Genomic DNA, 26,269 nt, shown 5'->3' with positions numbered 1-26,269 from the left:
AGCGATGTTGATGGTCCGTATACTATCCGAATGGCGCCGCATTGGCGGGTTAACGTTGATAGCAGGCTGCTGCCTGTTACAGCCAGTAGCCAGCTATGCCCAAAAGAAACCGAAACCGATACCACCGCTATCTTTCGCGAACGGTAAACTACAATACGCGCCCGACTCCCTGGGCAACCGCATCCCTGACTTTTCGTGGTGCGGCTACAAAGCAGGAGAAACGACAATTCCGGATGTGCCGGTAAAGGTAACAGTACCTGTTAAACCAGGCGACGCTACTTCCCGTATACAGGCGGCCATTGACTATGTGAGCCGGCTGCCTTTGTCCAAAGAGGGATGGCGCGGGGCTGTATTACTGGCTGCTGGCGACTTTGAAGTGACAGGCAGCCTGTCCTTACACACCTCCGGCGTCATCCTGCGCGGCAGCGGTTCGCAGACCACACTGCACGCCACCGGCAAACATCGCGAAACAGTGATCAGCATCCTGGGAAAGGATGATCGTGTTGTTCAGCGTGCCGTGGAAATAACGGATGTTTACGTGCCGGTGAACGCCAATCGTATCTCTTTGCGCGATGCACGTGTCTTTAAGAAAGGCGACCAGGTAATCATTACACGCCCCTGTACAGCCGAATGGATTGCCGCGCTAGGTACCGATCATTTTGGTGGAGGAATCGCCTCGCTCGGCTGGAAACCCGGTCAGCGCACACTTAACTGGGTGCGTACCGTTACAGCGGCGGACGGGCAGGCGGTTACGTTTGATGCGCCTGTCACAACTGCTTTGTCACAAGCCTATGGGGGCGCTACTATAGCGGCTTTCACGTGGCAGGGGCGTGTTACGAATTGCGGTGTAGAAAACCTGCAAATCGTATCCGCCTATGACCGCAACAACCCGAAAGATGAAGACCACCGCTGGATGGCCATCATCATCGACAATGCAGCAGATGCGTGGGTTCGGCAGGTGCGTTTCGCACACTTTGCCGGCAGTGCGGTGGCTGTCTACGGGAATGCCTCACGGGTGACGGTCGAAGACTGCATCTCCCAACAGCCTGTTTCGGAAATCGGCGGAGAGCGTCGGAATACTTTCTTTACTGCCGGACAGCAAACGCTTTTCCAACGCTGTTATGCAGAAAACGGCATACATGATTTCGCGACTGGCTTTTGTGCACCAGGTCCGAATGCTTTCGTGCAGTGCGAAGCTAAACAGCCTTACAGTTTTAGTGGCGGCATCGACAGCTGGTCGGCCGGTGTGTTGTATGATGTAGTGAACGTAGACGGCAATGCGATCAGCCTGATGAATCGCGGCCAGGACGGACAAGGGGCAGGATGGAACAATGCGAACAGCGTGTTATGGAATTGCAGCGCTGCCCGTATCGATTGTTACATGCCGCCTACCGCGCAAAACTGGTCGTTCGGCAGCTGGAGCCAGTTTTCAGGAAATGGTTACTGGGGAGAATCCAATAACAGCATTGAGCCGCGCAGCCTGTATTATGCACAATTAAATGAACGTACGGGACGAACAGGCGACCGTGAACTAATGGAAGTACCGACGGAAGCGAGCAGTAGCCCTTCCGTGGAAACAGCCGCCAAACTGGCCGCGCTCGCTGTCACACCAGCAAATACACTCTTACAATTTATCTCCGAAGCCCCATCGCGTCATCAAATCCCCATTACGGGCGACGCTAAAACTATTGATCAACTTTCATCCATTCCAGATAAAAGAGGGCAGCCGAAAACAAGTAAGCTGCTGCAATTACAACACGGCCGCCTGCTCGCGGCCAAAACTTTGGTAACAGGCAGCCGGCAAAGCGTTCCGTGGTGGAATGGCAGCGCCAGGCCATACGCACTCCAGAAAAGCGCCCCCGCACTCACTCGTTTCGTACCCGGCAGAACAGGTACCGGTCTGACAGATGACCTCCACGCCGTCGCCGATACGATGCTCGCCCGCCACGTGGCAGCCATCGAACAAAACTACGGGCTTTGGTACGACCGCCGCCGCGACGATCATGAACGCATTCGTCGTATAGACGGCGACGTATGGACGCCGTTTTACGAACTGCCCTTCGCGCGCAGCGGCAAAGACACTGCCTGGGATGGATTGAGCAAGTATGACCTGACAAAGTACAACGATTGGTACTGGCGTCGCCTGCAACAGTTCGCCGGCCTGGCTGATGAGAAAGGCCTCGTATTGGTGCATCAGCAGTACTTCCAGCACAACATACTGGAAGCGGGCGCTCACTATGCCGACTTCCCCTGGCGCACGGCCAACAACATCAACAACGTCGGCTTCCCGGAACCGGTGCCGTACGCAGGTGACAAGCGCATTTTTATGGACGAACAGTTCTATGATACAGCGCACGCCATCCGCAGTCAGTTGCACCAATCCTACATCCGCCAGTGCCTGAACAATTTTGCGGGCAACCACAACGTGATCCAGCTGATCGGCGAGGAGTTTACAGGCCCTTTGCATTTCGTGCAGTTTTGGTTGAACATCGCCGCTGCATGGGAAAAAGAAACGGGCAATGATGCATTGATCGGACTGAGTACGACGAAGGATGTGCAGGATGCCATATTGAACGATAAACGATACGCCGCGTCGGTGGATGTCATCGACATCCGCTACTGGTATTACCAGGCAGATGGCTCGGCTTATGCACCACAGGGCGGGCAGCATCTTGCGCCCAGGCAGCATGCACGGTTACTGAAGCCCAAAAGCACGTCGGCGCAGCAGGTGTACCGCGCGGTACTGGAATATACAAGCCGCTTCCCCGAAAAGGCCGTCATCTATTCCGCCAATGACTGGGATAAACACGGCTGGGCCGTATTAATGGCCGGTGGCTCGCTACCGGCTGTTAAAGTGAAAGACGAAGCCTTCCTGCAGGCGGCGGCCACAATGCGCCCGGTGAATGCGGAAGGACAGTGGATATTGGAGAACGTGCAAACAGGCCTTATTGTTTACCCGCTTTCCGGGAACGAGGTAAAGGCAGATCTATCAGACTACTCCGGGAAGTTTAGTGTGCAATGGATCAGCAGTGGTTCCGGCGAAATTAAACATGTAAAGCAAACGGCCCAGGGTGGAAAAGTGGCCTCGTTCACGCCGCCTGGCGGTGGTAACTGGGTGCTCTGGCTCAAAAAAGTATAAGCAATGAAAGTATTACTCACAGGATGGCTGATCGTATGGGCATGTCTGGCGAACGGGCAGTCACTGCCCGCTATCAAAGTATCGCCCAATAAACGTTTCTTCTGCACGGCAGATGGAAAGCCCTTCTTCTGGCTCGGCGATACCGGCTGGCTGCTCTTTGTGAAATGTAATCGCGAAGATGCCCTGCAATACCTGGATGGCCGTAAGGCACAAGGTTTTAACGTCATCCAGGTAATGGTGCTGCATGAACTGAAAAGTGCGAAGAATGTATATGGTGATTCGGCCCTGGTGAATGGCGATGTATCGAAGCCGTACGTAAAAGACGGTTACGACTATTGGGATCATGTGGAGTTTATCGTGGACGAAGCCGCGAAACGCGGGATCTATATGGCCTTAGTGCCGGTTTGGGGAAGTAATGTGAAGGGTGGCCATGTAAGCGTGTCGCAGGCGGAAGCGTATGCAACGTTCCTGGCTACACGGTTTAAAGGGAAGTCGAACGTAGTGTGGATGAATGGTGGCGATGTACGTGGCTCGGAAGGTCTGGCGGTATGGCAAAAGATCGGCACTACGCTAAAGAAGCATGATCCGCAACACCTGGTTACGTACCATCCGCGTGGGCGCTACTCATCTTCCGACTGGTTTCACAATGCTGCCTGGCTGGATTTTAACATCTTCCAGAGTGGCCATCGCACATATGCGCAGGATACCAGCAAAAATGATCTGCACTTTTATGGAGAAGATAACTGGCGTTACGTGCAGGCCGATTATAATCGTCGCCCGGTGAAGCCGGTGTTTGATGGTGAGCCTTCTTACGAAAATATTCCGCATGGTTTGCACGACAGCCTGGAGGTGCGGTGGAATGCCGCTGACCTTCGCCGGTATGCCTATTGGAGCGTGTTTGCGGGTGGCGCAGGCTTTACCTATGGAGAGAATGCGGTAATGCAGTTTCATCATCAGGGAGACGCAGGTGCCAATTATGGCGTAACGACCGATTGGAAAACTGCGATCGGATCGCCCGGCGCGCAGCAGATGCAATACCTGAAGAAACTCTTAGAACAACGTCCTTATTTCGACCGCAAACCCGCGCAAGAGATATTGCCCACTAATACAGGCCGCCGTTATGACTACCTGTTGGCCACAAAAGCCAAAGATTATGCGTTGGTGTACACGTTTACGGGGCAGGCGTTCGACGTAGATCTGTCGAAATTAGGTTTTAATGTGGGCAAAGCAGCCTGGTTTAAGCCAGCAACGGGGGAAACGACGAGTTTTGTGATGCCGGCCCTAAAGGGCGTCACGAAGTTTGAGCCGCCGGTGAGTAAGGAAGATTGGGTGCTGGTCCTGGAAAGATAGATATGAGAATACTGGTTTTATATAGCTGTTTGATATTGCTGCTGACTTCCTGCGGCAGACAGGCCTATGTGTTTACTTCGTTTCACGAACCTGCGAACGAAGGACTGCGCATGCTGTACAGCTACGATGGTCGCCGCTGGTCGGATCTCGATACGGTGCTGTTGCGCCCGTCTGTGGGTGTACAGCAGGTAATGCGGGACCCGTCGATGGTGCAGGGCCCCGATGGTACGTTTCACCTGGTATGGACGAGCAGCTGGCGCCAAGACAAGGGTTTCGGCTATGCCTCCTCAAAAGACCTGGTGCATTGGAGTACACCGCGATGGATACCTGCTATGCAAAGTGAAGCGGCAGTGAACGTATGGGCGCCGGAGCTTTTTTATGATGAAGCCACCGCTAGATATCTGATCGTGTGGGCCTCCTGCATTCCCGGTCGCTTCGAAAAAGGGCAGGAGGATGACAGTAATAACCATCGCCTATATTATACGGCTACCAGCGACTTTCAATCATTTACGCCCCCCACATTGTTTCTCGATCCGGGTTTTAGTGTGATAGATGCGGTGATCGTACCCCGGGCAGTCAACGATTATGTGCTGGTGCTGAAAGACAATACACGGCCTGAGCGTAACCTGAAAGTTGCTTTCGGCGAAACAGCGACCGGGCCCTGGAAACAGGTATCGGCGCCATTTACAGCGCAATTCACAGAGGGGCCGTCGGTGGTGAGGCTGCAGGATCATTGGCTGATCTACTTCGATGCATATCAGACCAAAACGTATGAAGCCGTGCAAACGAAGGACTTTATTCATTTTGAAAAGTCGGCGGTGCAGGTGCCTGCAGACCATAAGCACGGCACCATCGTACCGGTGAAGCGAAAAGTAATAAAGTCGCTGTTAAAACATTTTGAGAAGACATGATGCGGATTTGTTTCTACCTCTTACTTTGCATTACGCCGTTCGCCCTGCAGGCGCAGGATACGGTGCGTTACACCGGCACAACTTTGTCTAACGTGGACTACCACCACGGACAACTGTCGCCGGCCATTGGCGTGCATAATATCCAGACGATGCGCGCGCTGCGTTCCGATACGGGCGTGAACAACTGGACCTACAATCATGCGCCGATGCTCGCCTGTCACAACGGCACTTTTTACCTGGAATACCTCAGCAACCCGGTTGGTGAGCACGTGGCGCCGGGCAGGACGCTGTTGCAAAGCTCGAAGGACGGCTACCAGTGGAACGCACCGGTAATCGTATTTCCCGAATACAAGATCCCGGATGGGTTTGTAAAACCTGGTAAGAAAGATACGGCCCGAAACAATGTTGCCGTTATGCACCAGCGTATTGGTTTTTATACCTCCCGCTCCAAACGCCTGTTCGCGCTCGGCTACTACGGCATCGCGCTGGGAGAGAAGGATGATCCGAATGATGGTAATGGCATCGGCCGGGTGATTCGCGAGATCAAAAGCGATGGATCCTTTGGCCCGGTGTATTTCCTGCGGTTCAATCACGGGTTCGATGAAAAGACGACAAGTTTCCCATTCTATAAACGGTCGAAAGATAAAGGACTGATCGCGGCCTGCGAGGAATTACTGGCCACGCCTTTGCTGATGCAGCAGATGGTGGAAGAGGCTGACCGTAACGATCCGCTCATCCCGCTTAAGAAAGACTTTAAAGCATTTAGTTATTACCACCTCCCTGACGGCCGCGTGGCGGGCTTCTGGAAGTATGCACTCACCAGTATCAGTACAGATGAAGGCAAAACCTGGCAGTACAATCCTACGCGGGCACCCGGTTTTGTGAACGCCAATGCGAAGTTCTGGGCGCAGCGTACGACGGATGGCAAGTATGCTGCAGTATACAATCCTTCAGAATTTCGCTGGCCACTGGCAGTGAGTACCAGCGCTGACGGCCTCCGTTATCAGGACCTCCTGCTGGTCAATGGCGAAATTACTGCCATGCGGTACGGTGGTGCCTATAAAAGCTACGGCCCGCAATATGTACGCGGCATCCAGGAGATGGACGGTACGCCTCCCGGCGGCCATATGTGGGTGACGTACAGCATGAATAAGGAAGACATGTGGGTGAGTAAGATACCGGTGCCTGTGCGGCACGAGCAGCTGCATCACGTTGACGAAAATTTTACAGCAGGCGATGCTTTGCAATACTGGAATATTTATAGCCCGTTGTGGTGTAAGGTAGCGGTGCGGGAAAACGCGCTTCAGTTGCAGGACAGTGATCCCTTCGATTACGCCAGGGCAGAACGTGTTTTCCCGGAATCGAAGAAGGTGCAGCTGTCGTTTGCCATAACGCCGAAGCAGCAGGATGCCGGTCAGCTCGAAATAGAAGTCGTTGATGCGAAAGGTACGCCCTGCCTGCGATTGCTGTTCGATTCCACCGGCTCGATCCTCACCAAACAGGGATACCGGAACCGTTCGCTAGGTAAGTATAAAGCTGGTGAGCAGGTGAAAATTAATATCGAACTGAATACAGGCAACCGGTTTTACAATGTATCGATCAACGATCAAAAGCCGGTGCTGAATATTTGTTTTGCGCCGGTGGCCAGTGTAGCGCGAATAGTGTTCCGTACAGGCCAGACCGTAAGGTTCCCGAACGCCGACACACCAACAGACCAGGATTATGATTTGCCGGGTGCGGAATTACGCAACAAAGAGGCGGCTTATCTTATTCATTACCTTAAAACAGCTCTATTGCCCTGATATGCGCTGCGTACTTGTGATAACAATGATATTGGTGGCGTCGGTAAATACATCGGCGCAGCTCGTGCTGCGGCATGCCGACTTCCGGCATTACGTTGCGTACTTTAACAGCATGGAGGACGAGAACATCGCACAGGCTTATCCCAACGATAGTGCCTGGGTCTGGATGCAACGCAATGTGCCGCTTTTTGCCTGCCCGCAACAGAATTTCGAGGAGCTGTTTTATTATCGCTGGTGGACTTTACGCAAACATATCAAAAAGACCGAAAAGGGATTTGTGCTGACCGAGTTTCTCGTGCAACGCAGTTATGCAGATAAGTACAACCTGATCTCCAGTGCACTGGGACACCATATTTACGAGGCCCGCTGGCTGCACGATCAGCGTTATCTCAACGACAACCTGCAAGTATGGTATCGCGGTAACGACGGTGCTCCCATGAAAAAGTTGCGCTTCTACAGCAGCTGGAACATCGACGCGATGTATAACCGCTACCTTGTAAACCGCGATGCGAAATTTCTCATCGATATGCTGCCCGACCTGGAAAAGGATTACGCCGCCTGGGAGCAGGAGCGCCGTTTACCTTCGGGCCTCTTCTGGCAATACGATGTGCGTGATGCGATGGAAGAAACGATCAGTGGTGGCCGTAAAGAAAAAAATGCCCGCCCCTCCATCAACGCCTACATGTATGGCAATGCAAATGCGTTGTCGCAAATAGCAAAGCTGGCGGGGCTTGCAGAAAAATCTACCTTGTACAACCGCAAGGCCGATACCTTAAAACAACTGGTAGCAACGAAGCTTTGGAACAACGAGCACGCCTTTTTCGAAGTGCTGAAAGAGGCCGACACCTTATCCAACGTAAAAGAGGAAATCGGTTTTATTCCCTGGTATTTCCATATGCCGGATCCTGCCTTTAATAGTGCGTGGACGAGCCTCCTGGATACGAAAACATTCTGCGCCCCGTTCGGTATTACTACCGCCGACAGAAGTCATCCCGCGTTTCGCAGCCATGGTTGCTGTAAATGCGAATGGGATGGCGCCGTGTGGCCTTTTGCCACTGCACAGACGCTGACTGCATTGGGCAACCTGTTAAATGATCAACGGCAATCCTATATCGCAGACAGTGCTTATTTTAAGCTGATGCAGACCTATGTAGAGTCGCAGTACTATCGCGGCCGGCCTTACATCGGCGAGTACCTGGATGAGAAAACCGGCTATTGGCTGAAAGGAGACGAGGAGCGTAGCCGCTACTACAATCACTCTACCTTCAATGATCTCATCATCACCGGACTGGTAGGCCTGCGCCCCGCGGCAGGAAACAGCTTCGACGTAAATCCGTTGCTGCCGGCCGGTAAGTGGCGCTGGTTCTGTCTTGATAATGTATTGTATCACGGTAAGATCATCACCATCATCTGGGACGAAGACGGCACTAAATACAAGAAAGGAAAGGGACTGAGTGTCTGGGTCAACGGTAAGAAAGCGGCAGCCGCCAACTCACTGCAACGCGTAACGGCTAAATTATGAGTAACCGACTGAACATATGGTTCCTGCTGTTATTGCTGCCATGTGTGGCCCTGTGCCAGCAAAAAGAAAAACGTTACCTGAGCGGAACGGGCAGCGATGATGCGGTGAACTGGGAGTTTCGCTGCACAGATGGCATGAACGCCGGCAAATGGACGACAATTCCTGTGCCTTCGTGCTGGGAGTTGCAGGGCTTTGGTAAATACAATTATGGTTTTGCAAAGGATAGCGCACGCGGTAAGGAAAAGGGCTTATACCGCCATCGCTTCGCGGCGCCCGCCGCCTGGAAAGGCAAAGTGATCAACATCGTTTTCGGGGGGGTGATGACGGATGCTGAGGTGAAGGTAAACGGTAAACTCGCCGGCGCCGTTCACCAGGGTGCTTTCTACGCATTCCGTTATGATATTTCCCGGCTGCTTCGGTACGGAGGAGATAACCTGCTGGAAGTGACAGTCGCCAAACATTCCGCAAATGAGTCGGTAAACGCTGCCGAAAGGCGCGGCGACTTCTGGATATTCGGCGGTATTTTTCGCCCGGTTTGGCTGGAAGTATTGCCTGCGCAACATATCAGCGATGTACGGATCAATGCCCTGGCGGATGGAACGTTCGAAGCGTCCCTCACAGCGCCGGGCGCTGATAGCATCGTTGCGGCTGTTTACGACGCTGTTGGTACGCTGCAAGGCCGCCTGTCCGGCCAGCAACATTTAAAAGGCAACTTCCCGTCCGCACAGCCCTGGAACCCCGAAACACCGGTTCTTTACAAAGTAGTATTCGATCGCTATAAAAACGGAAAAATTCAACATACCGTCTACGAGCGATTCGGCTTCAGAACGGTGCAACTTCGACAACGGGATGGAATATACGTGAACGGCGTGAAGGTGAAAATGAAAGGCGTTAATCGTCACTCGTTCCGCCCGGAAACCGGTCGCACATTAAGTAGGCTTAACAGCATCGAAGACGTGCAGCTCATCAAAGACATGAACATGAATGCTGTGCGCATGAGCCACTATCCGCCCGATGATCACTTCCTCGACGCCTGCGATTCACTGGGCCTGTTTGTTATGGACGAACTCGCAGGCTGGCACGGCAACTATGATTCCATCACCGGGGCCAAATTGTTGCAGGAGCTAATGGCCCACGACCGGAATCATCCCTCCATCATCTTTTGGGCGAATGGTAACGAGGGCGGTCACAACATAGCGCTGGATAGCCTCTTCGGCGCATTCGATCCGCAGCAACGCCCTGTGGTTCATCCCTGGGAGTTATACAATGGCGTAGAAACCCAGCACTACCGCGAATATCAATATGGGATCGGTAATTACAACCAGGGGAACGAGATCGTAATGCCGACGGAATTCTTGCACGGCCAGTTCGATGGCGGCCATGGCGCCGGCCTGCAGGATTATTGGGAAATGATGTGGCGCGATCCGCTGAGCGCGGGCGGCTTCCTGTGGGACTTTGCCGACCAGGCGGTGGTTCGTAAAGACAAAAACGATTCGCTGGACACCGATAAACATCGTGGGGCAGACGGCATCGTAGGCCCGCATCACGAAAAGGAAGGAAGCTATTTCGCTATTAAAGAAATATGGAGCCCCGTGCAGGTGACGCGCCTTGGCGGAGGCGGATCATTTACATTGGAGAACCGGTATCACTACACCAATTTGAAGGCTTGTAAGTTTCGCTGGTCGCTGAAAAGCTTCGCCGGACTTGCCCCAGCCTCGGGCACAGCGCCCGCCCCGGATATTAAACCGCTGCAAAACGGCTCATTGCAGCTGGATTTGCCTGGTAATTGGTATCATTACGATGTAGTGTCTTTGCAGGTGATCGATCACACCGACCGGGAATTGTTCACGCATACCTGGCCGATCAGCCGTCCGGCCGAGGTGACGCAACGGATGATCACGACCGCTGGTGCTAAAAGTATCGAAGTAAAAGAGGCCGACTCATTGTTGCACGTCACCGCCAACAATATTCGCCTATCGTTCCACCTGGGTAACGGCGGTCTCACAAATATCAGCAACGAGCGTGGGCCAATTCCCTTATCGAACGGGCCGCTGTTGCAGGATGGCGAAAATCATTTCAGCAAACTGACTTACCACCGGGAGGATAGTACGCTCGTAGTGGAATCGACGTTTGATCGCGCAAAGGCGTACAATACCATCAGATGGACGATCTATCCCTCTGGCTTACTAAAGATGGAGTTGCGTTATTTCCCGGAAGCCTATTTTACATTTTTCTCCGGCATCAACTTCCATTTCCCGGAAAAAATGATGCGCTCTGTGAAATATATGGGTGACGGTCCGTACCGGGTTTGGAAAAACAGGATGAAGGGGCAGCAGTTTGGCGTTTGGGAAAAGACATACAACAACACAGAAACCGGCGAATATCCATGGGTATACCCGGAGTTTAAAGGATATCACGCGCATCTCTACTGGGCGCAGTTTAACATGGACGGCAACCACTTCCGCGTATTCACCGACACGGAAAACCTGTTCCTACGGTTGTTTACGCCTGCGTGGAAAACTGACCAATGGCATAATTACGAGCCGCTGTTTCCCGCCGGGGACATCTCTTTCCTGCAGGGGATCAGCAGCATTGGCACTAAAACACAACGTAATGAAACGACGGGGCCTATGGGACAACGATATGGCTTTTATGACTATGAAAAGGAACCGGCTCGTGCACTGAAAATGATTCTCTATTTTGATTTTTCTGGCAAATGAAAAGATGTATTTACATACTGATATGGTTGCTCGCCGCACCGGCGGCCTTCGCCCAGGTAAAGGTGACCGCGCTTCGTAGCGAATCGCCCGAAAAGCCGATGTTGAGCTGGCAATTGGAATCGAAGGAGCGCGGTGTACTGCAAACGGCCTACCAGGTGATCGTATCTTCCAGTAAAGAAAAACTCGCCCGCGATGAGGGGGATCTCTGGAATAGCAAAGTCGTTAAAAGTGAACAATCGCTCAACGTTCCATACGCCGGCGTCGCGCTCAGTAGCCGCCAGGCCTGCTTTTGGAAAGTGAAGGTTTGGACGAACAAGGGTATTTCTTCCTGGAGTGCGCCCGCTGCCTGGAGTGTCGGCTTACTGGAACTTACCGACTGGAAAGCCTCCTGGATCGGCTGGGACAAAGCTTCTCCATTTGATAGTGTAACGCAATGGTCGCACTTTCTGCCCGCTATTTTCGTAAAGCCTTTACCAGCAAAGCTTCTGTAAAGCGCGCCACCGTGTACATGTCGGGGCTCGGACTGCATGCCTTGTACCTCAACGGAAAACGCATTGGGGGCTACACATTAACTCCTGCGCCGACGGACTATCGCAAAACAGTGCTGTACAATTCGTACGACGTTACGCAGGATATCAAAGCCGGCAATAACGTGATTACTACGATACTGGGCAATGGTCGCTTTTTTACCATGCGCCAGCACTACAAAACGCAAAAGCATAACACATTCGGTTTTCCGAAAATGCTGCTGCAGCTGGAGATTGAGTACACCAACGGTCAAACCGAAATCGTGTTAAGCGATCAAACCTGGAAGCTGAACGTGGATGGGCCGATTCGCACGAATAATGAATATGATGGTGAAGAATACGATGCAACAAAGGAGTGGAAAGGTTGGCAGGTTGCCGGCTTCGATGACCGCAACTGGTTAACGCCTGAACTGGTGGCCGCACCTGCGGGTGCGCTTACGGAACAGCAAATACCGCCCGTAAACGTGATGAAGACGATACGGCCGGTGGCCATCAAGGCGTTGAGTAATGGCCGGTATATCCTGGATATGGGTCAGAATTTTTCAGGTTGGCTAAAGATGAATGTTACCGGTCCGCGCGGTAGCCAGGTGAAACTGCGCTTTGCCGAGAGCCTGCTGCCCGACGGCTCCCTGTACGTGGCCAACCTCCGCGATGCGAAGGTAACGGACGTGTACACCCTCAAAGGCGGCGGCGCAGAAAGTTGGCAGCCCGCTTTTGTGTACCATGGATTTCGATACGCAGAAATAACCGGTTATCCCGGCACGCCGCAGCTGCGGGACTTCGAAGGACAAATGTTATACGATGATATGGAGACGACCGGGTCGTTCATCTGTTCGGATTCCACGATCAACGCCGTTTACAGGAATGCCTGGTGGGGCATTGCGTCCAATTACAAGGGCATGCCGGTCGATTGTCCGCAACGTAACGAACGCCAGCCCTGGTTAGGCGATCGGGCGACGGGTGCTGCGGGGGAGGCCTTCCTGTTTAACAATGCGGCGCTGTACGCTAAATGGCTCAACGACATAGCGGATTCCCAAACTCCGCAAGGCGCTATTCCTGACGTAGCACCGGCTTTCTGGAATTATTACAGCGATAACGTCACCTGGCCTGGCACGTTCCTGATGGTGGCCGACATGCTGCACCGCCAGTACGGCGATCGGCAGTCTATCATCCGGCATTATCCGTCCATGAAGAAGTGGATCTATTATATGAAGGGCAAGTATTTGAAGGATGGCCTGATGACGAAGGACAAATACGGTGATTGGTGCGTGCCGCCCGAAGATCTGAAAATGATCAAAACGACGGACAGCACACGCACGACCAACGGGGTGCTGATTGCCAGCGCGACCTACTATTACTTACTCGGACTGATGGAACAATTTGCGGTGATCTCCCGCAATGAGTCCGACATCGCCGCTTACAGCACGTTGCGCTCTCAACTGCGACAGGCTTTCCAGCAGCGTTTCTATAATGCCGGTAAAAAATACTACGACAATAATACGGTCACCGCCAACCTGCTGCCATTGTATTTTGGCATAACACCCGACAGTCTGCGGGAAGCGGTTTTCAATAACTTGTATACCCGCATCCGCATCACCGACAAAATGCATATCAGCACCGGCGTAATAGGAACGCAGTGGCTGCTGCGGGGCTTAAGTGACGGGCAACGTTCCGATATCGCGTTCACACTTGCCTCCAACAATACGTATCCGTCCTGGGGCTACATGGCCAACCAGGGCGCGACTACCATCTGGGAGCTGTGGAACGGCAACACTGCCCGGCCGGAAATGAACTCGCAGAACCATGTGATGTTGCTGGGTGACTTACTGATATGGTTATACGAGAACGCAGCGGGCATCCGTTCGGATAACCAGGAAGTGGCATTCAAAAGGATCGTCATGAAGCCTGAGAACATTGATGGGCTCACCTTCGTAAACGCCACTTACAATTCTGTGTACGGTAAGATCAGCAGTGCCTGGAAGCGGTCTCACAATGGTTTTGACTGGAAGATACAGGTGCCCGCCAATACGCGCGCAACTGTTTACCTGCCTGCTTCCGATAGTGCAGGCATCCTGGAGAGTGGCAGGCCTTTGAACGCAGCCGTCGGCGTCAGGTTCCTGCGGATGGAAGGCCGTTACGCAGTAATGGAAATCGGCTCCGGTAATTATGATTTCCGTTCTACGTGGTCGTTTAAGAACGGCATCGTGACCGATGAATTTATCTTCGATCGTGCATCATTCCCCGAAAGCCACGCCGCCACGATCGCGGAAACGCCGGACGGACTGATCGCTTCCTGGTTTGGAGGCACAAAGGAGGCGAACAAGGATGTATGCATCTGGACCAGTCATCTCGTTAAAGGTAAATGGACGGCCCCTGTGATGGTGGCGGATGGCGTGCTGAACGACACTACGCGTTACGCCTGCTATAACCCGGTATTGTTTTATGCACCGAATAAAGAATTACTCTTATTTTACAAGATAGGTCCCAACGTCGCCGGCTGGACCGGCTGGCTGATCCGCTCCCGGGATAATGGAAAAACCTGGAGTAAACGGGAGGCGTTACCAGCGGGTTTCCTGGGGCCGATCAAGAACAAGCCGCTGCTGTTAAACGGCGTGTTGGTTTGTCCGTCCAGCACGGAAAAAGAAGGCTGGAAAGTGCATTTTGAAATGACGCCTGACTTCGGGAAAACATGGACGAAATCGGCCCCCATCAACGATGGCAAAACGATTACAGCTATTCAGCCATCGTTGCTCACACATGCGAATGGTAGCTGGCAGGTGCTGTGCCGCAGTAAAAACAGGACCGTAAACGAAAGCTGGAGCACAGACCAGGGAAAGACCTGGAGTCCGATGACGGCGTCGGCGTTGCCTAATAATAATTCCGGTACGGATGCGGTGACCTTGAAGGACGGCCGCCAGTTGTTATTGTACAATCACGTTAAACCGGCGCCGGAACTCAAGAACGGCAAGGGGGCCCGAACACCGCTAAACGTCGCCATATCGGATGATGGCAAAAACTGGCACGCCGCGCTGGTGTTGGAAGATTCGCCGGTAAGCCAGTATTCGTACCCTTCCGTGATACAAACCAGCGATGGGCTGGTGCATATTGTGTATACCTGGCGGCGCGAACGCATTAAACATGTAGTGATCGATCCCGCGAAACTCGACACCAAACCGATCATACAGGAGCAATGGCCGGGAGCCGCCGTAGCTGCCAGTGGTGGCACGGAGGAGTAATACTTAATTAAGATGGAGATGATGAAGACCTTTGTTTTTTATATTGCCTGTCTGCTGTTGGCTGCACCTGTGTTGGCACAGAACTCCGACAATGCCTATCGTAAACCATTGAAGCAAGTCCTCACCGAAATAGAGAAGAAGTATAGTGTTAAAGTTCGTTATGCAGATTCGATGGTAGCCGATAAATGGGTGAACTACCCCGACTGGAAATATCGTCCGGACGCGGAAGTGACGCTGAACGCTATTCTGCAACCGCTCGAAATGAAGGTGAAGAAAGACGGCAATCAGTACAAGATCAGTAACTATGAGTATTATCGCTGGCCGGTAGCTGAAGGCTGGGCGGAGCTGGACCGTATCGCTTCGCAATACAGTTCGCTGGCGGAATGGGAACAACGCAAAACGCAATTGCAACCCTGCTTGCGCGAAGCCCTGCAACTCTCGCCGTTGCCCGCATCGCCCGGCGCCAAACCGATCATTACCGCAAAGCGGAAGTTCAATGGTTATACCGTAGAGAACATCGCGATCGAAATATTACCGGGCGTTTGGATCAACGGCTCGTTGTACAAGCCTGCGAAGTACAGGGGCAAAATCCCGGTTATCTTAAATCCTGATGGTCATTGGGCCGCACAACGTTACCGGGCCGACTGCCAGTATCGCTGCGCTGCAATGGCAAAAATGGGGGCTATGGCCTTTAGTTACGACCTCTTCGCCTGGGGAGAATCCTTGCTGCAATTTAAAACGGAGGACCATCGCCGGAGCTTGTCGATGACGATCCAGGCATTGGGTAGCATTCGTATTCTCGATTACCTGCTGTCGCTGAAGGATGCAGATACGAGCCGTGTGGCGATGACGGGCGGCTCTGGCGCGGGCTCTCACACTGTACTGATGACGGCTGTTGATCCACGTATCAAAGTATCGGCACCTGTGGTATCACTGTCTTCTTATTTCTACGGCGGATGCCCCTGTGAAAGCGGCATGCCCATCCATAGCTGCGGCGGCCGCACCGATAACGTAGAAATAGCGGCCATGGCTGCACCAAGACCACAGCTGGTGGTAAGTGACGGCGGCGACTGGACAGACAAGATGCCAGAACATGATTTCCCTTATCTGCAAAAGATATACAACTGGTACGGTAAACAAGGTAACGTAGAAAACGTACACCTGGCCACCGAAAAGCACGACTTCGGCGTTAATAAAAGAGCAGCCGTTTATGCCTTTATGGCGAAACATCTGCGCCTGGATACGGCCAAAGCAGACGAAAGCACAATTACTATAGAACCGGAACAGGCGATGTACGTGTTCGGCGATAAAGGTGAACGACTACCAGCGCATGCCGTTAAAGGATTTGAGCAGTTGGAAAAAGTTTTCAACGCCGAAATTCAACGCGCGAAACAAGACCAGCGTTACAAAATTGGCCTCGTCGACCTGATGTTGCTTAAACGCCAAAAGACAGGTGCGATCACACTTACGGCCGAACTGGGCGCAGATGGGGTAGAAGTAGATATGGGTGGACTTGGCAACAGGCCCACTTTCGATAACCAGTTATTAATAGATTCCGTACGTCAGCGCTTTTTGCAATTAGCGAAGGAGAACGACATAGAGATATTTTCTTTGGCGATGACGGGTTATTATGCGCAATCCTTCTGCGGACGGGCGGAATACCAGCGTTCGATAGCCGACTGCATCCGCACCATGCAACTGATGAATGTGAAAACAGCTTTCCTGCCTTTAGGTGTGCAATGCGACTTACGTCAACAGCCTGCGGTGAGGGACTCGGTAGTGGCCAGGCTGCGCGTAGCCGGCCGCATGGCCGAGCAGGCAGGTGTTGTGATCGCGATAGAAACGGCATTATCCGCTAGCGAAGAAGTGAAACTACTGAAAGAGATCGGCTCGCCTGCGATCAAGATCTATTTTAATTTTTCGAACCCCCTGAAAGAAGGGCGTAACCTGATCAGCGAATTGAAAACCCTCGGCCGCGACCGCATCGCCATGATCCATGCGACGAATAAAGACAGCGTATGGCTGCAAAATGATCCGCAGCTCGACCTGTACAAAGTGAAACAAACCCTGGATGAAATGAACTGGCGCGGATGGCTGGTTATAGAACGCAGCCGCGATGCCCGCAAACCACAAGACACCCGTTACAACTACGGTGCAAACACCGCTTACCTGAAGCGCGTGTTCCAGGATAAATAGTAAAATCCTCCATCATTATAACCAGTACTAACATTTTCCGGGAAGGCCAGTCAAACTATATTTAACTGTATTCTAAACTGGTACAGCAAAGATGAAACGATTGCGTTTATTCCTGTTGGCCGTAGGTATACTGAGCCAATTCCGCGTATATGCAACTGAAATCCACGTTAGTCCGAAAGGTTCCGACACGAACCCCGGCACCCTGGAACGCCCGCTGGCTACACCTGCGGCAGCATTACGGCAGGCCCGGGAACTACGGCGCTTACATGATCCTTCAATACAAGGTGGTATTCACATTATTTTACATGACGGCATTTATCGTGTATACGAGCCCGTTTGGCTGCGCCCTGAAGATGCCGGTACACCGGAAAGCCCGACTTTCATTCGCGCGGCCGCTGGCGAAAAGCCCGTCATCAGTGGCGGACAGTCCATCACCAGCTGGAAGAAGCTGACAAGCACTGTATCCGGATTGCCATCCATTGCCCGCGGAAAAGTATGGATAGCCGACGTTCCTTACGGCGATGTACACGCAGATGGTTTCCGCCAGTTGTGGGTGAACGGAGAAAAAGCCATAAGGGCGAGAGACCGCAATGGCGACAGCATGAACCGTATTCTTAACTGGCACAAGCCGGCAGAAACCTGCGTGATCCCGTTCCCGAAGGCGCTGGCAGCGGGCAATCTGGATGGGTTGGAGATGTGCATCCAGCAATGGTGGGCCATCGCTTACCTGCGTATCCGCAAGGCAGACGTTCGGGGTGACAGCGCCGTGCTGCATTTTTATCAACCCGAAAGCAAACTACAAAGTGAACATCCCTGGCCGGCACCATGGCTATCAAAGGAAACGGGTAATTCTCCGTTCTTCCTGAGTAATGCCATCCAATTGCTGGATGAGCCGGGCGAATGGTATTATGATACGAAAGCCAGACGTCTTTACTACTGGCCGAAGGCAGGGCAGGACCTCGCCTCCTCTGAAATAATCGCGCCCGTCCGGGAAACGCTGCTGCGCATCACCGGCACGGCTGAAAACCCGGTAGCGAATGTGACGATCAGTGGCATTGCGTTCCAACATACAGGCTGGATGCGCCCATCCCGTGAGGGCCACGTGCCGCTGCAGGCGGGGATGTTTTTACTGGATGCCTATAAACTGCACACATCGGGTACTCCCGCAAAAGCCGGCTTAGAAAACCAGGCGTGGATTGGGCGCCAGCCTGGCGCGGTGGAACTGTCGTACGCACATCGCATCAACATCAAAGATTGCCGCTTTGAACACCTGGCAGGCACTGGCCTGGACTTGGAGAAAGGCACCCAATACGATACGATTACCGGCTGCCTGTTCCGCGACATCGCCGGCACCGGCATACAAGCCGGCGTATTCTCTGATCCCGCCTTCGAAACGCACCTGCCATACGATCCTGCAGATGAGCGTGAGTTGTGCAGTCATGTGTTGCTGACGAACAACCTGATCACCTCCGTCGCGAATGAAGACTGGGGCTGTGTCGGCATCAGCGCAGGTTATGTACGCAACATCCACATCCTTCATAATGAAGTAAACGAAGTGCCGTATTCCGGCATCTGCGTCGGTTGGGGCTGGACGAAAGCCGTGAATGCGATGCGGAATAATATCGTGCGTGCGAATAAAGTCCATCATTATGCGAAACACGTGTATGATGTAGGTGGGGTGTACACGCTCTCTGCCATGCCCGGCAGCGTCATCAGCGAAAACTATATCGATTCCATTTATAAAGCACCTTACCCGCACGATCCCAATCATTGGTTTTACTACTACCTCGACGAAGGTTCCGGTTACATCACCGTGAAAAACAACTGGAGCCCGTCCGAAAAGGTAATGCGCAACGCGAATGGGCCGGGTAATGTGTGGGAGAATAACGGTCCGGCAGTGGCAGATAGCATAAAATCCGCTGCGGGATTGCAACCTGCGTATCAACACCTGCTAAAAGCAATAAAGCCGGCCGCCACGGGCCAGGCAGTTCATCATTAATATTTCACGTATGCTAACCATTGGTATTTTAGGATTAGGCGAAGGCAGCAGCACCATTTCCGCTGCCATACACAGTGAAAAAGTAAAGCTTAAAACTATTTGCGACCGCGACATTGCGTTATGCCGTAAGCGGGCAGACGAGTTTCAAGCCTACGACTATACGACCGATTACCAGGAAATGCTGGACGATAAAGGCATTGACATCATTGCCATTTACACGCCCGATCACCTGCATGCCGAACATGTAAAGAGAGCGCTGTTACATAACAAACACGTCATCTGCACAAAACCCTTTATCGATAACCTGGCCGACGCGGCGGAGCTCATCAACCTGCAAAAGCAAACAGGCAAAAAAGTATTTGTCGGACAAAGCTCCCGTTTCTTCGAGCCGTTCAGGAAACAACGCGCCGACTTCGAACAGGGCGTTATCGGCGAACTGATGACGATCGAAAGCTACTACCATGCCGATCATCGTTGGTTCCTGGAAAAGAAATGGGCGCTGGAGGCCTCTTTCAAATGGCTGTACGGCGGCTTAAGCCACCCGGTGGACTTCATACGCTGGTACCTGCCCGAGATCGAAGAGGTGATGGGGTATGGCATGATCAGTAAAAACGGACAAACGGCCGGACTGAAAAACGAGGATACGATGCACTTCATCTTTCGTGCTGCGGATGGTCGCATTGCCCGCGTGAGTGGCGCGTATACAGGTCCGGTGCAGCCGACGAGCCGCGACAGTGGCATGAGTTGTATCCTTCGGGGTACCGTTGGGGCTAGCCAGGCAGACTATCACGAGTTGCGATATGCCGTAACCGACGCTGCCGGCGAAAAGCGGACGATCACCTGGGGCGACGAGCAGCTGAATTACTATTTCCGTTTTGAAGGCCAAAAGCACCACGCAGGCGAGTATCAGAATTATATTGAATATTTCGTCGACTCCATAGAACAAGACTTCACCGCCTATCCCAACTTACAGGAAGGCATTGGTACGATCGCTTTACTGCAGGCCATGGATGAGAGTCTGGCTACGGGGCTGCCTGTCAAAGTGAAGGACATACTCGCGCGGTTTGGACTGCCCGCATCTTTATTACATGATACAAGCAACGTCGTATGCTAATCCGCCTGCATTATCTCGACTACGGTATCGTAGGACTGTACCTCCTGGTATTGTTATACATCGGTTACAGGGCCAGTATTGGCGCGCGTAAGTCGGGCGAAGACATGTTCCTGGCCGGCAAATCGCTGAACTGGTACAGCATCGGGTTTAACATGTGGGGCACGAACGTTGGTCCGTCCATGTTACTGGCCTTCGCAAGTATTGGTTACAGCACCGGCATTGTAGCGGGCAACTTCGAATGGTATGCCTTCGTGTTCCTCTTCCTGTTGGCGATGGTATTTGCACCGCGATACATTGCCAGTAAAGTGACCACCATGCCGGAGTTCATGGGCCAGCGTTTCGGCGACGGTACCCGTAACATACTGGCCTGGTATGCTTTGATCAAGATCCTGATATCCTGGTTGTCGCTCGGCTTGTTTGCGGGCGGCTTCCTGGTACGGCAGATACTGGGCATTCCAATGTGGCAGTCCGTGATCGCACTGGTGCTGTTTGCGGGCTTGTTCACCTTTGCCGGTGGGCTAAAGGCCATTGCCCGTGTGAACGTATTTCAAATGATATTGCTGATCGCCGTGTCGCTCATGCTGACGGTGATGGGTATCCATAAAGTAGGGGGGATTACCGCATTGTTCGAAAAGGCCCCGCCGGAATACTGGAACCTGGTTCATCCCGCCACAGATGCGAGTTATCCCTGGCACGCGATCCTGCTGGGCTACCCTGTTTCGGCCATCGCCTTCTTTTGTACGGACCAGGCGATGGTGCAGTCTGTATTGGGCGCGCGCAACCTGGAACAAGGTCAGCTGGGCGTGAGTTTCATCGGTTGGCTGAAGATTTTGTCACTGCCGCTGTTTATCATTCCCGGCATCATTTGTTATGAATTGTACCCAGGATTAAAAGACCCCAGCGAAGCCTATATGACCTTGGTGACACAACTGTTCCCGCCCGGGCTGAACGGCCTTGTGATCGTCGTATTGATCGCGGTGCTCGTGGGTACCATTGGTTCTTCGTTGAATGCGTTAAGTACTGTATTTACGAGTGATATTTACGTGAAGAAGATTCATCCTGCGGCCGATAACCGGCAGGTCGTGCGTATGGGCCGCATGACGGTATTAGCGGGTTGCCTGTTCGCCGTAGGCATGGCCATCGCCATCGATAGTATTAAGGGCCTGAACTTGTTTGATGTATTCCAGGCAGTATTGGGCTTTATCGCGCCTTCTTTGTCGGTGGTGTTTCTATTGGCAGTATTCTGGAGAGGGACGACGACGAAGGCAGTGAACTTCACGTTGTCGTGGGGATCGGCTATTAGTTTGGGTACGGGCATTTGCTATTTGTGGATATTCCCGAAAGATCAATACCCACAGTGGCCGCACTACCTATTGCTATCATTTTATATTTTCGTAGTGCTCCTTTTGCTCGCGGTGTTGATTTCGCGGTTAGGTCAGCCTGCACCTGCCCCCGTGGGTAATACGGCCGCCATGCTGAAAAAGCCTACCCGCCTGGTATGGACAGTCTGGATAGCCCTGATTGTTGTGATGATTAGCCTGTATATTTTCTTTAACGGATTCTAATTACATCTTCCACATATGAAAAGAACGTTCGTCCTGTTTTGCCTTATTGCGCCCCTTTTAGCCGCGCTTGCCACGCAGGGGCAGCAGGCCCGCTGGATCTGGTATCCCGGTGATTATGACATCTGGCTAAGCAACAAGTTCCAGAACCGCCGTACGGAGCGCGGCACCTTTTTGCCTGTCTTCTGGAAGATGGACAGTCACTACGTATTAATGGACTTCCACAAAATCATTCAATTGCAGCAGCCCGAAGACCTGGACATCGCCGTGGAAGGGGAGTACCAGGTGAAACTCGACGGTAAGCTGCTGGAGGGAAAGCCTGATCGGGTAACCATTCCCGCCGGCAAACATAAGATCAATATCAAAGTGTTTTCACAGGCGACAGTGCCTGCCATCTATGTGAAAGGCAAGACGATTGTGAGTGATAGCAGCTGGCTTGTAACCTTTGAGGACAAGGAATGGATCGATGAAACGGGCAAAGCGTCTGATGTATCGGCTACTCGCTGGCTGCAGGCGGATTTTAGTTCGTTTGCCGATCCCGATCAGCTGCCATCGGCTTACAGGCTGCCCGTTCGCCCCGAGTTTGCCCGTACTACGCAGGTAAACGGCAACTCCCGCTTGGTGGATTTCGGCAAAGAAACCTTCGGCTTCGTCGTACTGCACGGCCTCTCTGGCAACGGTAAATTGAGCATCTATTACGGAGAAAGTAAGGAAGAAGCATTGAGTGAACAGCGCGCAGAAACGCTCGACCGGCTGATCGTGAATCTCCCCGGCAAACGCGATTCCATCATGCCGTTATCTAAAGCGTTCCGCTATGTGAATATTGTAACCGACAACAACGTATCGCTCGACTCCGTATCAATGCTGTTTGAGTACGCCGATATCCCGGATAAAGGCAGTTTCACCTGCAACGATGCGACGATCAACCAGATATACGACGTAGCAAAGTATACACTGCACCTCTGTAGCCGCGAATTTTTCATCGACGGTATCAAACGCGATCGCTGGATATGGAGCGGTGATGCGTACCAGAGCAATTTGATGAATTATTACCTGATGAACGATAATGAAAGCGTGACGCGCACCCTGTACGCCTTACGTGGCAAAGATCCGGTGACGAGCCACATCAATACGATCATGGATTATACGTTCTACTGGTTCCTGGGCATTTATGATTACTACCTTTACACAGGTGATAAACATTTTATGCGGCAGAATTACGATCGTATGAAAAGCCTCGCCGACTATGTATTGGGCAGGCGTAATAAGGACGGGCTGCTCGCCGGATTACCAGGTGATTGGATCTTCATCGACTGGGCGGCCGGACTTAGCAAAGAAGGCGAAGTAAGCTTCGAACAATTGCTGTTTGCCAGGAGCCTGGAGGCTTTGTCCATCTGCGCCGACCTGGTAGGCGATGCAGAAGGTGCTGTTCGTTACAAATCACTGGCAGCGGATTTGAAACAAAAACTGTTTGCCATTTATTGGAATGACGATAAAAAAGCACTCGTCCACAGCCGCGTTCACGGCCGCCCAACGGAAAACGTAACCCGCTATGCCAATATGTTCGCCATCTTCTTTGGATACTTCAGCCCGGAGCAACAGCAGGCCGTGAAGACGTCTGTGCTGCTGAACGACCGCATCCCAAAGATCACTACACCGTACATGCGCTTCTACGAACTGGAAGCCCTGTGCGCGATGGGCGAACAAAATTACGTACTGAACGAAATGAAGAACTACTGGGGAGGCATGTTAAAACTAGGCGCCACCAGCTTCTGGGAAGAATATGATCCTTCAAAAAAAGGCGTGGAACATTACGCCATGTACGGCCGTGACTTCGGTAAAAGCCTTTGCCACGCCTGGGGTGCCAGTCCCATCTACCTGCTGGGTAAGTATTACCTCGGCGTGAAACCGCTTACCGCAGGATATGCCACCTACGTAATCGAGCCGGTGCTGGGCGGATTGCAATGGATGCAGGGCAAGGTGCCGGTACCTGGTGGTGAGATCGATTTATACGTAAGCACACGCGAAGTGAAGGTAAAGGCGCCTTTCGGCCAGGGCACTTTACGTATCAGGAGTAAGACAAAACCTTCCGGGATAGAGGTGAATGCGGTTGCCAAAGCAGGTAACTGGTACGAAATACCCGTGGCGCCGGGACGGGATTATGTAGTGAAATATACAGCAATGCCATGATGAGAAGATACATGATAACAGTGATGATGTGCTGCTATGGCCTCACGAGCCTCGCGCAGGGAGGGTTGGTGAATACAAGCGCCAGCCCGCACGCTAAACTGCATTCCCCTGATATGCAGGCTGTGAGGTGGACGAAAGGCTTTTGGGCCGACCGTTTCGCCGTATGCCGCGACGCCATGATGCCCCAGCTGTGGCAAACGTATACCAGCGAAACGATGTGTTATGCGTTTAAAAATTTCAAGGTAGCTGCCGGCTTGGATACCGGCCGGTTTCGCGGCCCGTCCTTTCACGATGGCGACTTTTATAAGACATTGGAATCGGTAGCCGCGGTATATGCGGTCACCCGCGACAATCGCCTCAAGTCCTGGATGGATACGGCGATATCAGTGATTGCAAAAGCGCAGCGGGATAACGGGTACATTTACACGAAGAACATCATTGAGCAAAGAAAAACAGGCAAACAGCAATCGTTCGATGATAAGCTGAGTTTCGAGGCCTATAATTTTGGTCACCTGATGACGGCCGCCTGTGTGCATTACCGCGCCACAAGCGACACGTCCTTGCTTACGGTCGCCCGCAAAGCGGCTGACTTCCTCATCGGGTTCTACAACACGGCAAGTCCTGAGCAAGCCCGCAATGCCATCTGCCCCTCACACTACATGGGCTTAACAGAACTTTACCGCACCACGAACGATAAACGATACCTTGACCTGGTCGTTAAACTCATCGACATTCGCGGCACGGTGGAAGGTACGGACGATAACAGCGATCGCGCGCCTTTCCGGGATATGCAAAAGGTGGTAGGGCACGCTGTAAGAGCAAACTACCTGTTCGCCGGTGTGGCCGACGTCTTCGCAGAAACCGGCGACAGCAGCCTTTGGCGGCCGCTCGAGAAGATGTGGCATAATGTCGTGAACAGTAAAATGTATGTGACCGGAGGCTGCGGCGCTTTGTATGATGGCGTTTCGGTGGATGGTACGGCGTACAATCCCGACACAGTACAACGTGTACACCAGGCCTATGGACGAGATTTCCAGCTCCCTAATCATAGTGCCCATAACGAGACCTGTGCCAATATCGGCAACATGCTCTGGAACTGGCGCATGTTCCTCGTTACAGGGGACGCAAAGTATATCGACGTATTGGAACTGGCATTATATAACAGCGTGTTGAGCGGCGTGAGTTTGGATGGCGGAAAGTACTTCTACACCAATCCCCTGGCCGCATCGGCTGACTATCCCTACCATTTGCGTTGGGAGGGCGGCCGCATTCCCTACATCAGCAAATCGAATTGCTGCCCGCCCAATACGGTGCGCACGATCGCGGAGGTGAATGATTATGTATACAGCGTAGGGGAGAATGAGCTGTACGTGAATCTGTATGGCGGCAATATATTCAACGATAAATCCACCGGCATGCGGTTGGAGCAGGTGAGTAATTATCCCTGGGATGGAAAAGTTAGTCTGGATGTCAAAGACGCGCCTGCCAAAGAATACAGTGTGTTATTCCGGATTCCGGGCTGGTGCAGGCAGTATAGCTTACGGGTAAACGGACAGGCGCAGCCCAAACAGGTATCGAACGGGTACCAGGCGTTAAAACGGCGCTGGAAGCCGGGCGAAGCGGATAGAGCTGGTGATGGAGATGCCTGCAACGCTCATCGAATCGCATCCGCTCGTAGAAGAAACCCGTAACCAGGTAGCGGTGAAACGTGGCCCTGTCGTTTATTGCGTTGAATCTGTGGATCAGCAGGAGGTGAAGGTGGCAGACATTATTATCCCGGCTGATATTAAATTTGAGGTAAAGCCCGCGCGTATCGAAAATGGGTCGGTGATGTCATTGGTAGGCAGGGCACAACGCCGCCCGGCCGATAACTGGAGGGAAACTTTGTATCGGGAATTGAATACCAGCCTGCAACCTGTCAGCGTCACACTTATTCCGTATTATGCCTGGGCAAACAGGGGACGGTCGGATATGGCAGTTTGGTTACCTTTAAAGCGATGA

Annotated in this window: 15 protein-coding genes; all 15 read left to right on the top strand. The window is 52.6% G+C overall.

The window, feature by feature from the left end; translation table 11 throughout:
• The first annotated feature begins 10 nt into the window (after positions 1-10).
• The 15 genes from MKQ68_RS10585 (at position 11) to MKQ68_RS10515 (ending at position 26,269) form a co-directional block, all read left to right on the top strand.
• On the top strand, positions 11-3,139 hold the full coding sequence (locus tag MKQ68_RS10585) for a DUF6298 domain-containing protein (RefSeq protein WP_264283269.1): 3,129 nt from the start codon (positions 11-13) through the stop codon (positions 3,137-3,139).
• A 3-nt stretch (positions 3,140-3,142) separates the two neighbouring features.
• The gene (locus MKQ68_RS10580) at positions 3,143-4,489 is read left to right on the top strand and encodes a glycoside hydrolase family 140 protein (protein WP_264283268.1); all 1,347 of its coding nucleotides are present in this window, start codon (positions 3,143-3,145) and stop codon (positions 4,487-4,489) included.
• A 2-nt stretch (positions 4,490-4,491) separates the two neighbouring features.
• A complete protein-coding gene (locus MKQ68_RS10575; RefSeq protein ID WP_264283267.1) occupies positions 4,492-5,400 on the top strand; it encodes a glycoside hydrolase family 43 protein in 909 nt (302 codons plus the stop codon).
• On the top strand, positions 5,397-7,202 hold the full coding sequence (locus MKQ68_RS10570; protein ID WP_264283266.1) for an exo-alpha-sialidase: 1,806 nt from the start codon (positions 5,397-5,399) through the stop codon (positions 7,200-7,202). Before MKQ68_RS10575 ends, MKQ68_RS10570 begins: the two co-directional genes overlap by 4 nt.
• A 1-nt stretch (position 7,203) precedes the next feature.
• Positions 7,204-8,724 carry an MGH1-like glycoside hydrolase domain-containing protein gene (locus MKQ68_RS10565; RefSeq protein WP_264283265.1) on the top strand — a complete coding sequence of 507 codons (1,521 nt, stop codon included), beginning with the start codon at positions 7,204-7,206 and terminating at the stop codon, positions 8,722-8,724.
• Positions 8,721-11,444, top strand: a complete 2,724-nt coding sequence (locus MKQ68_RS10560) for a glycoside hydrolase family 2 protein (protein ID WP_264283264.1) — start codon at positions 8,721-8,723, stop codon at positions 11,442-11,444. The genes MKQ68_RS10565 and MKQ68_RS10560 overlap by 4 nt, the downstream gene beginning before the upstream one ends.
• The gene (locus MKQ68_RS10555; RefSeq protein WP_264283263.1) at positions 11,441-11,935 is read left to right on the top strand and encodes a glycoside hydrolase family 78 protein; all 495 of its coding nucleotides are present in this window, start codon (positions 11,441-11,443) and stop codon (positions 11,933-11,935) included. Before MKQ68_RS10560 ends, MKQ68_RS10555 begins: the two co-directional genes overlap by 4 nt.
• Positions 11,878-15,207 carry a family 78 glycoside hydrolase catalytic domain gene (locus MKQ68_RS10550; RefSeq protein ID WP_264283262.1) on the top strand — a complete coding sequence of 1,110 codons (3,330 nt, stop codon included), beginning with the start codon at positions 11,878-11,880 and terminating at the stop codon, positions 15,205-15,207. Before MKQ68_RS10555 ends, MKQ68_RS10550 begins: the two co-directional genes overlap by 58 nt.
• Before the next feature lie 18 nt (positions 15,208-15,225).
• Complete coding sequence (locus MKQ68_RS10545; RefSeq protein ID WP_264283261.1) at positions 15,226-17,403, top strand: TIM barrel protein; 2,178 nt, start codon at positions 15,226-15,228, stop codon at positions 17,401-17,403.
• 91 nt (positions 17,404-17,494) lie between these two features.
• Positions 17,495-19,402: a right-handed parallel beta-helix repeat-containing protein gene (locus tag MKQ68_RS10540; RefSeq protein WP_264283260.1), complete on the top strand. Its 1,908-nt coding sequence runs from the start codon at positions 17,495-17,497 to the stop codon at positions 19,400-19,402.
• Between the two features lie 10 nt (positions 19,403-19,412).
• The gene (locus MKQ68_RS10535) at positions 19,413-20,516 is read left to right on the top strand and encodes a Gfo/Idh/MocA family protein (protein WP_264283259.1); all 1,104 of its coding nucleotides are present in this window, start codon (positions 19,413-19,415) and stop codon (positions 20,514-20,516) included.
• Positions 20,510-22,081 (top strand): sodium:solute symporter family transporter, encoded by a 1,572-nt coding sequence (locus MKQ68_RS10530; protein ID WP_264283258.1) that lies wholly within the window; start codon positions 20,510-20,512, stop codon positions 22,079-22,081. The genes MKQ68_RS10535 and MKQ68_RS10530 overlap by 7 nt, the downstream gene beginning before the upstream one ends.
• A 15-nt stretch (positions 22,082-22,096) precedes the next feature.
• Positions 22,097-24,268, top strand: coding sequence for an alpha-L-rhamnosidase-related protein (locus MKQ68_RS10525; RefSeq protein ID WP_264283257.1), 2,172 nt, complete (start codon positions 22,097-22,099; stop codon positions 24,266-24,268).
• Entirely contained in the window at positions 24,265-25,959 is a 1,695-nt protein-coding gene (locus tag MKQ68_RS10520) for a glycoside hydrolase family 127 protein (RefSeq protein WP_264283256.1), read from the top strand. The genes MKQ68_RS10525 and MKQ68_RS10520 overlap by 4 nt, the downstream gene beginning before the upstream one ends.
• Positions 25,910-26,269: a hypothetical protein gene (locus MKQ68_RS10515; protein ID WP_264283255.1), complete on the top strand. Its 360-nt coding sequence runs from the start codon at positions 25,910-25,912 to the stop codon at positions 26,267-26,269. Before MKQ68_RS10520 ends, MKQ68_RS10515 begins: the two co-directional genes overlap by 50 nt.

Origin of the sequence: Chitinophaga horti (assembly GCF_022867795.2) — a bacterium.
Classification (GTDB): domain Bacteria; phylum Bacteroidota; class Bacteroidia; order Chitinophagales; family Chitinophagaceae; genus Chitinophaga; species Chitinophaga horti.
The sequence above is the reverse complement of the archived record's forward strand: the minus strand, read 5'-3'. Positions and strand labels throughout refer to the sequence as shown.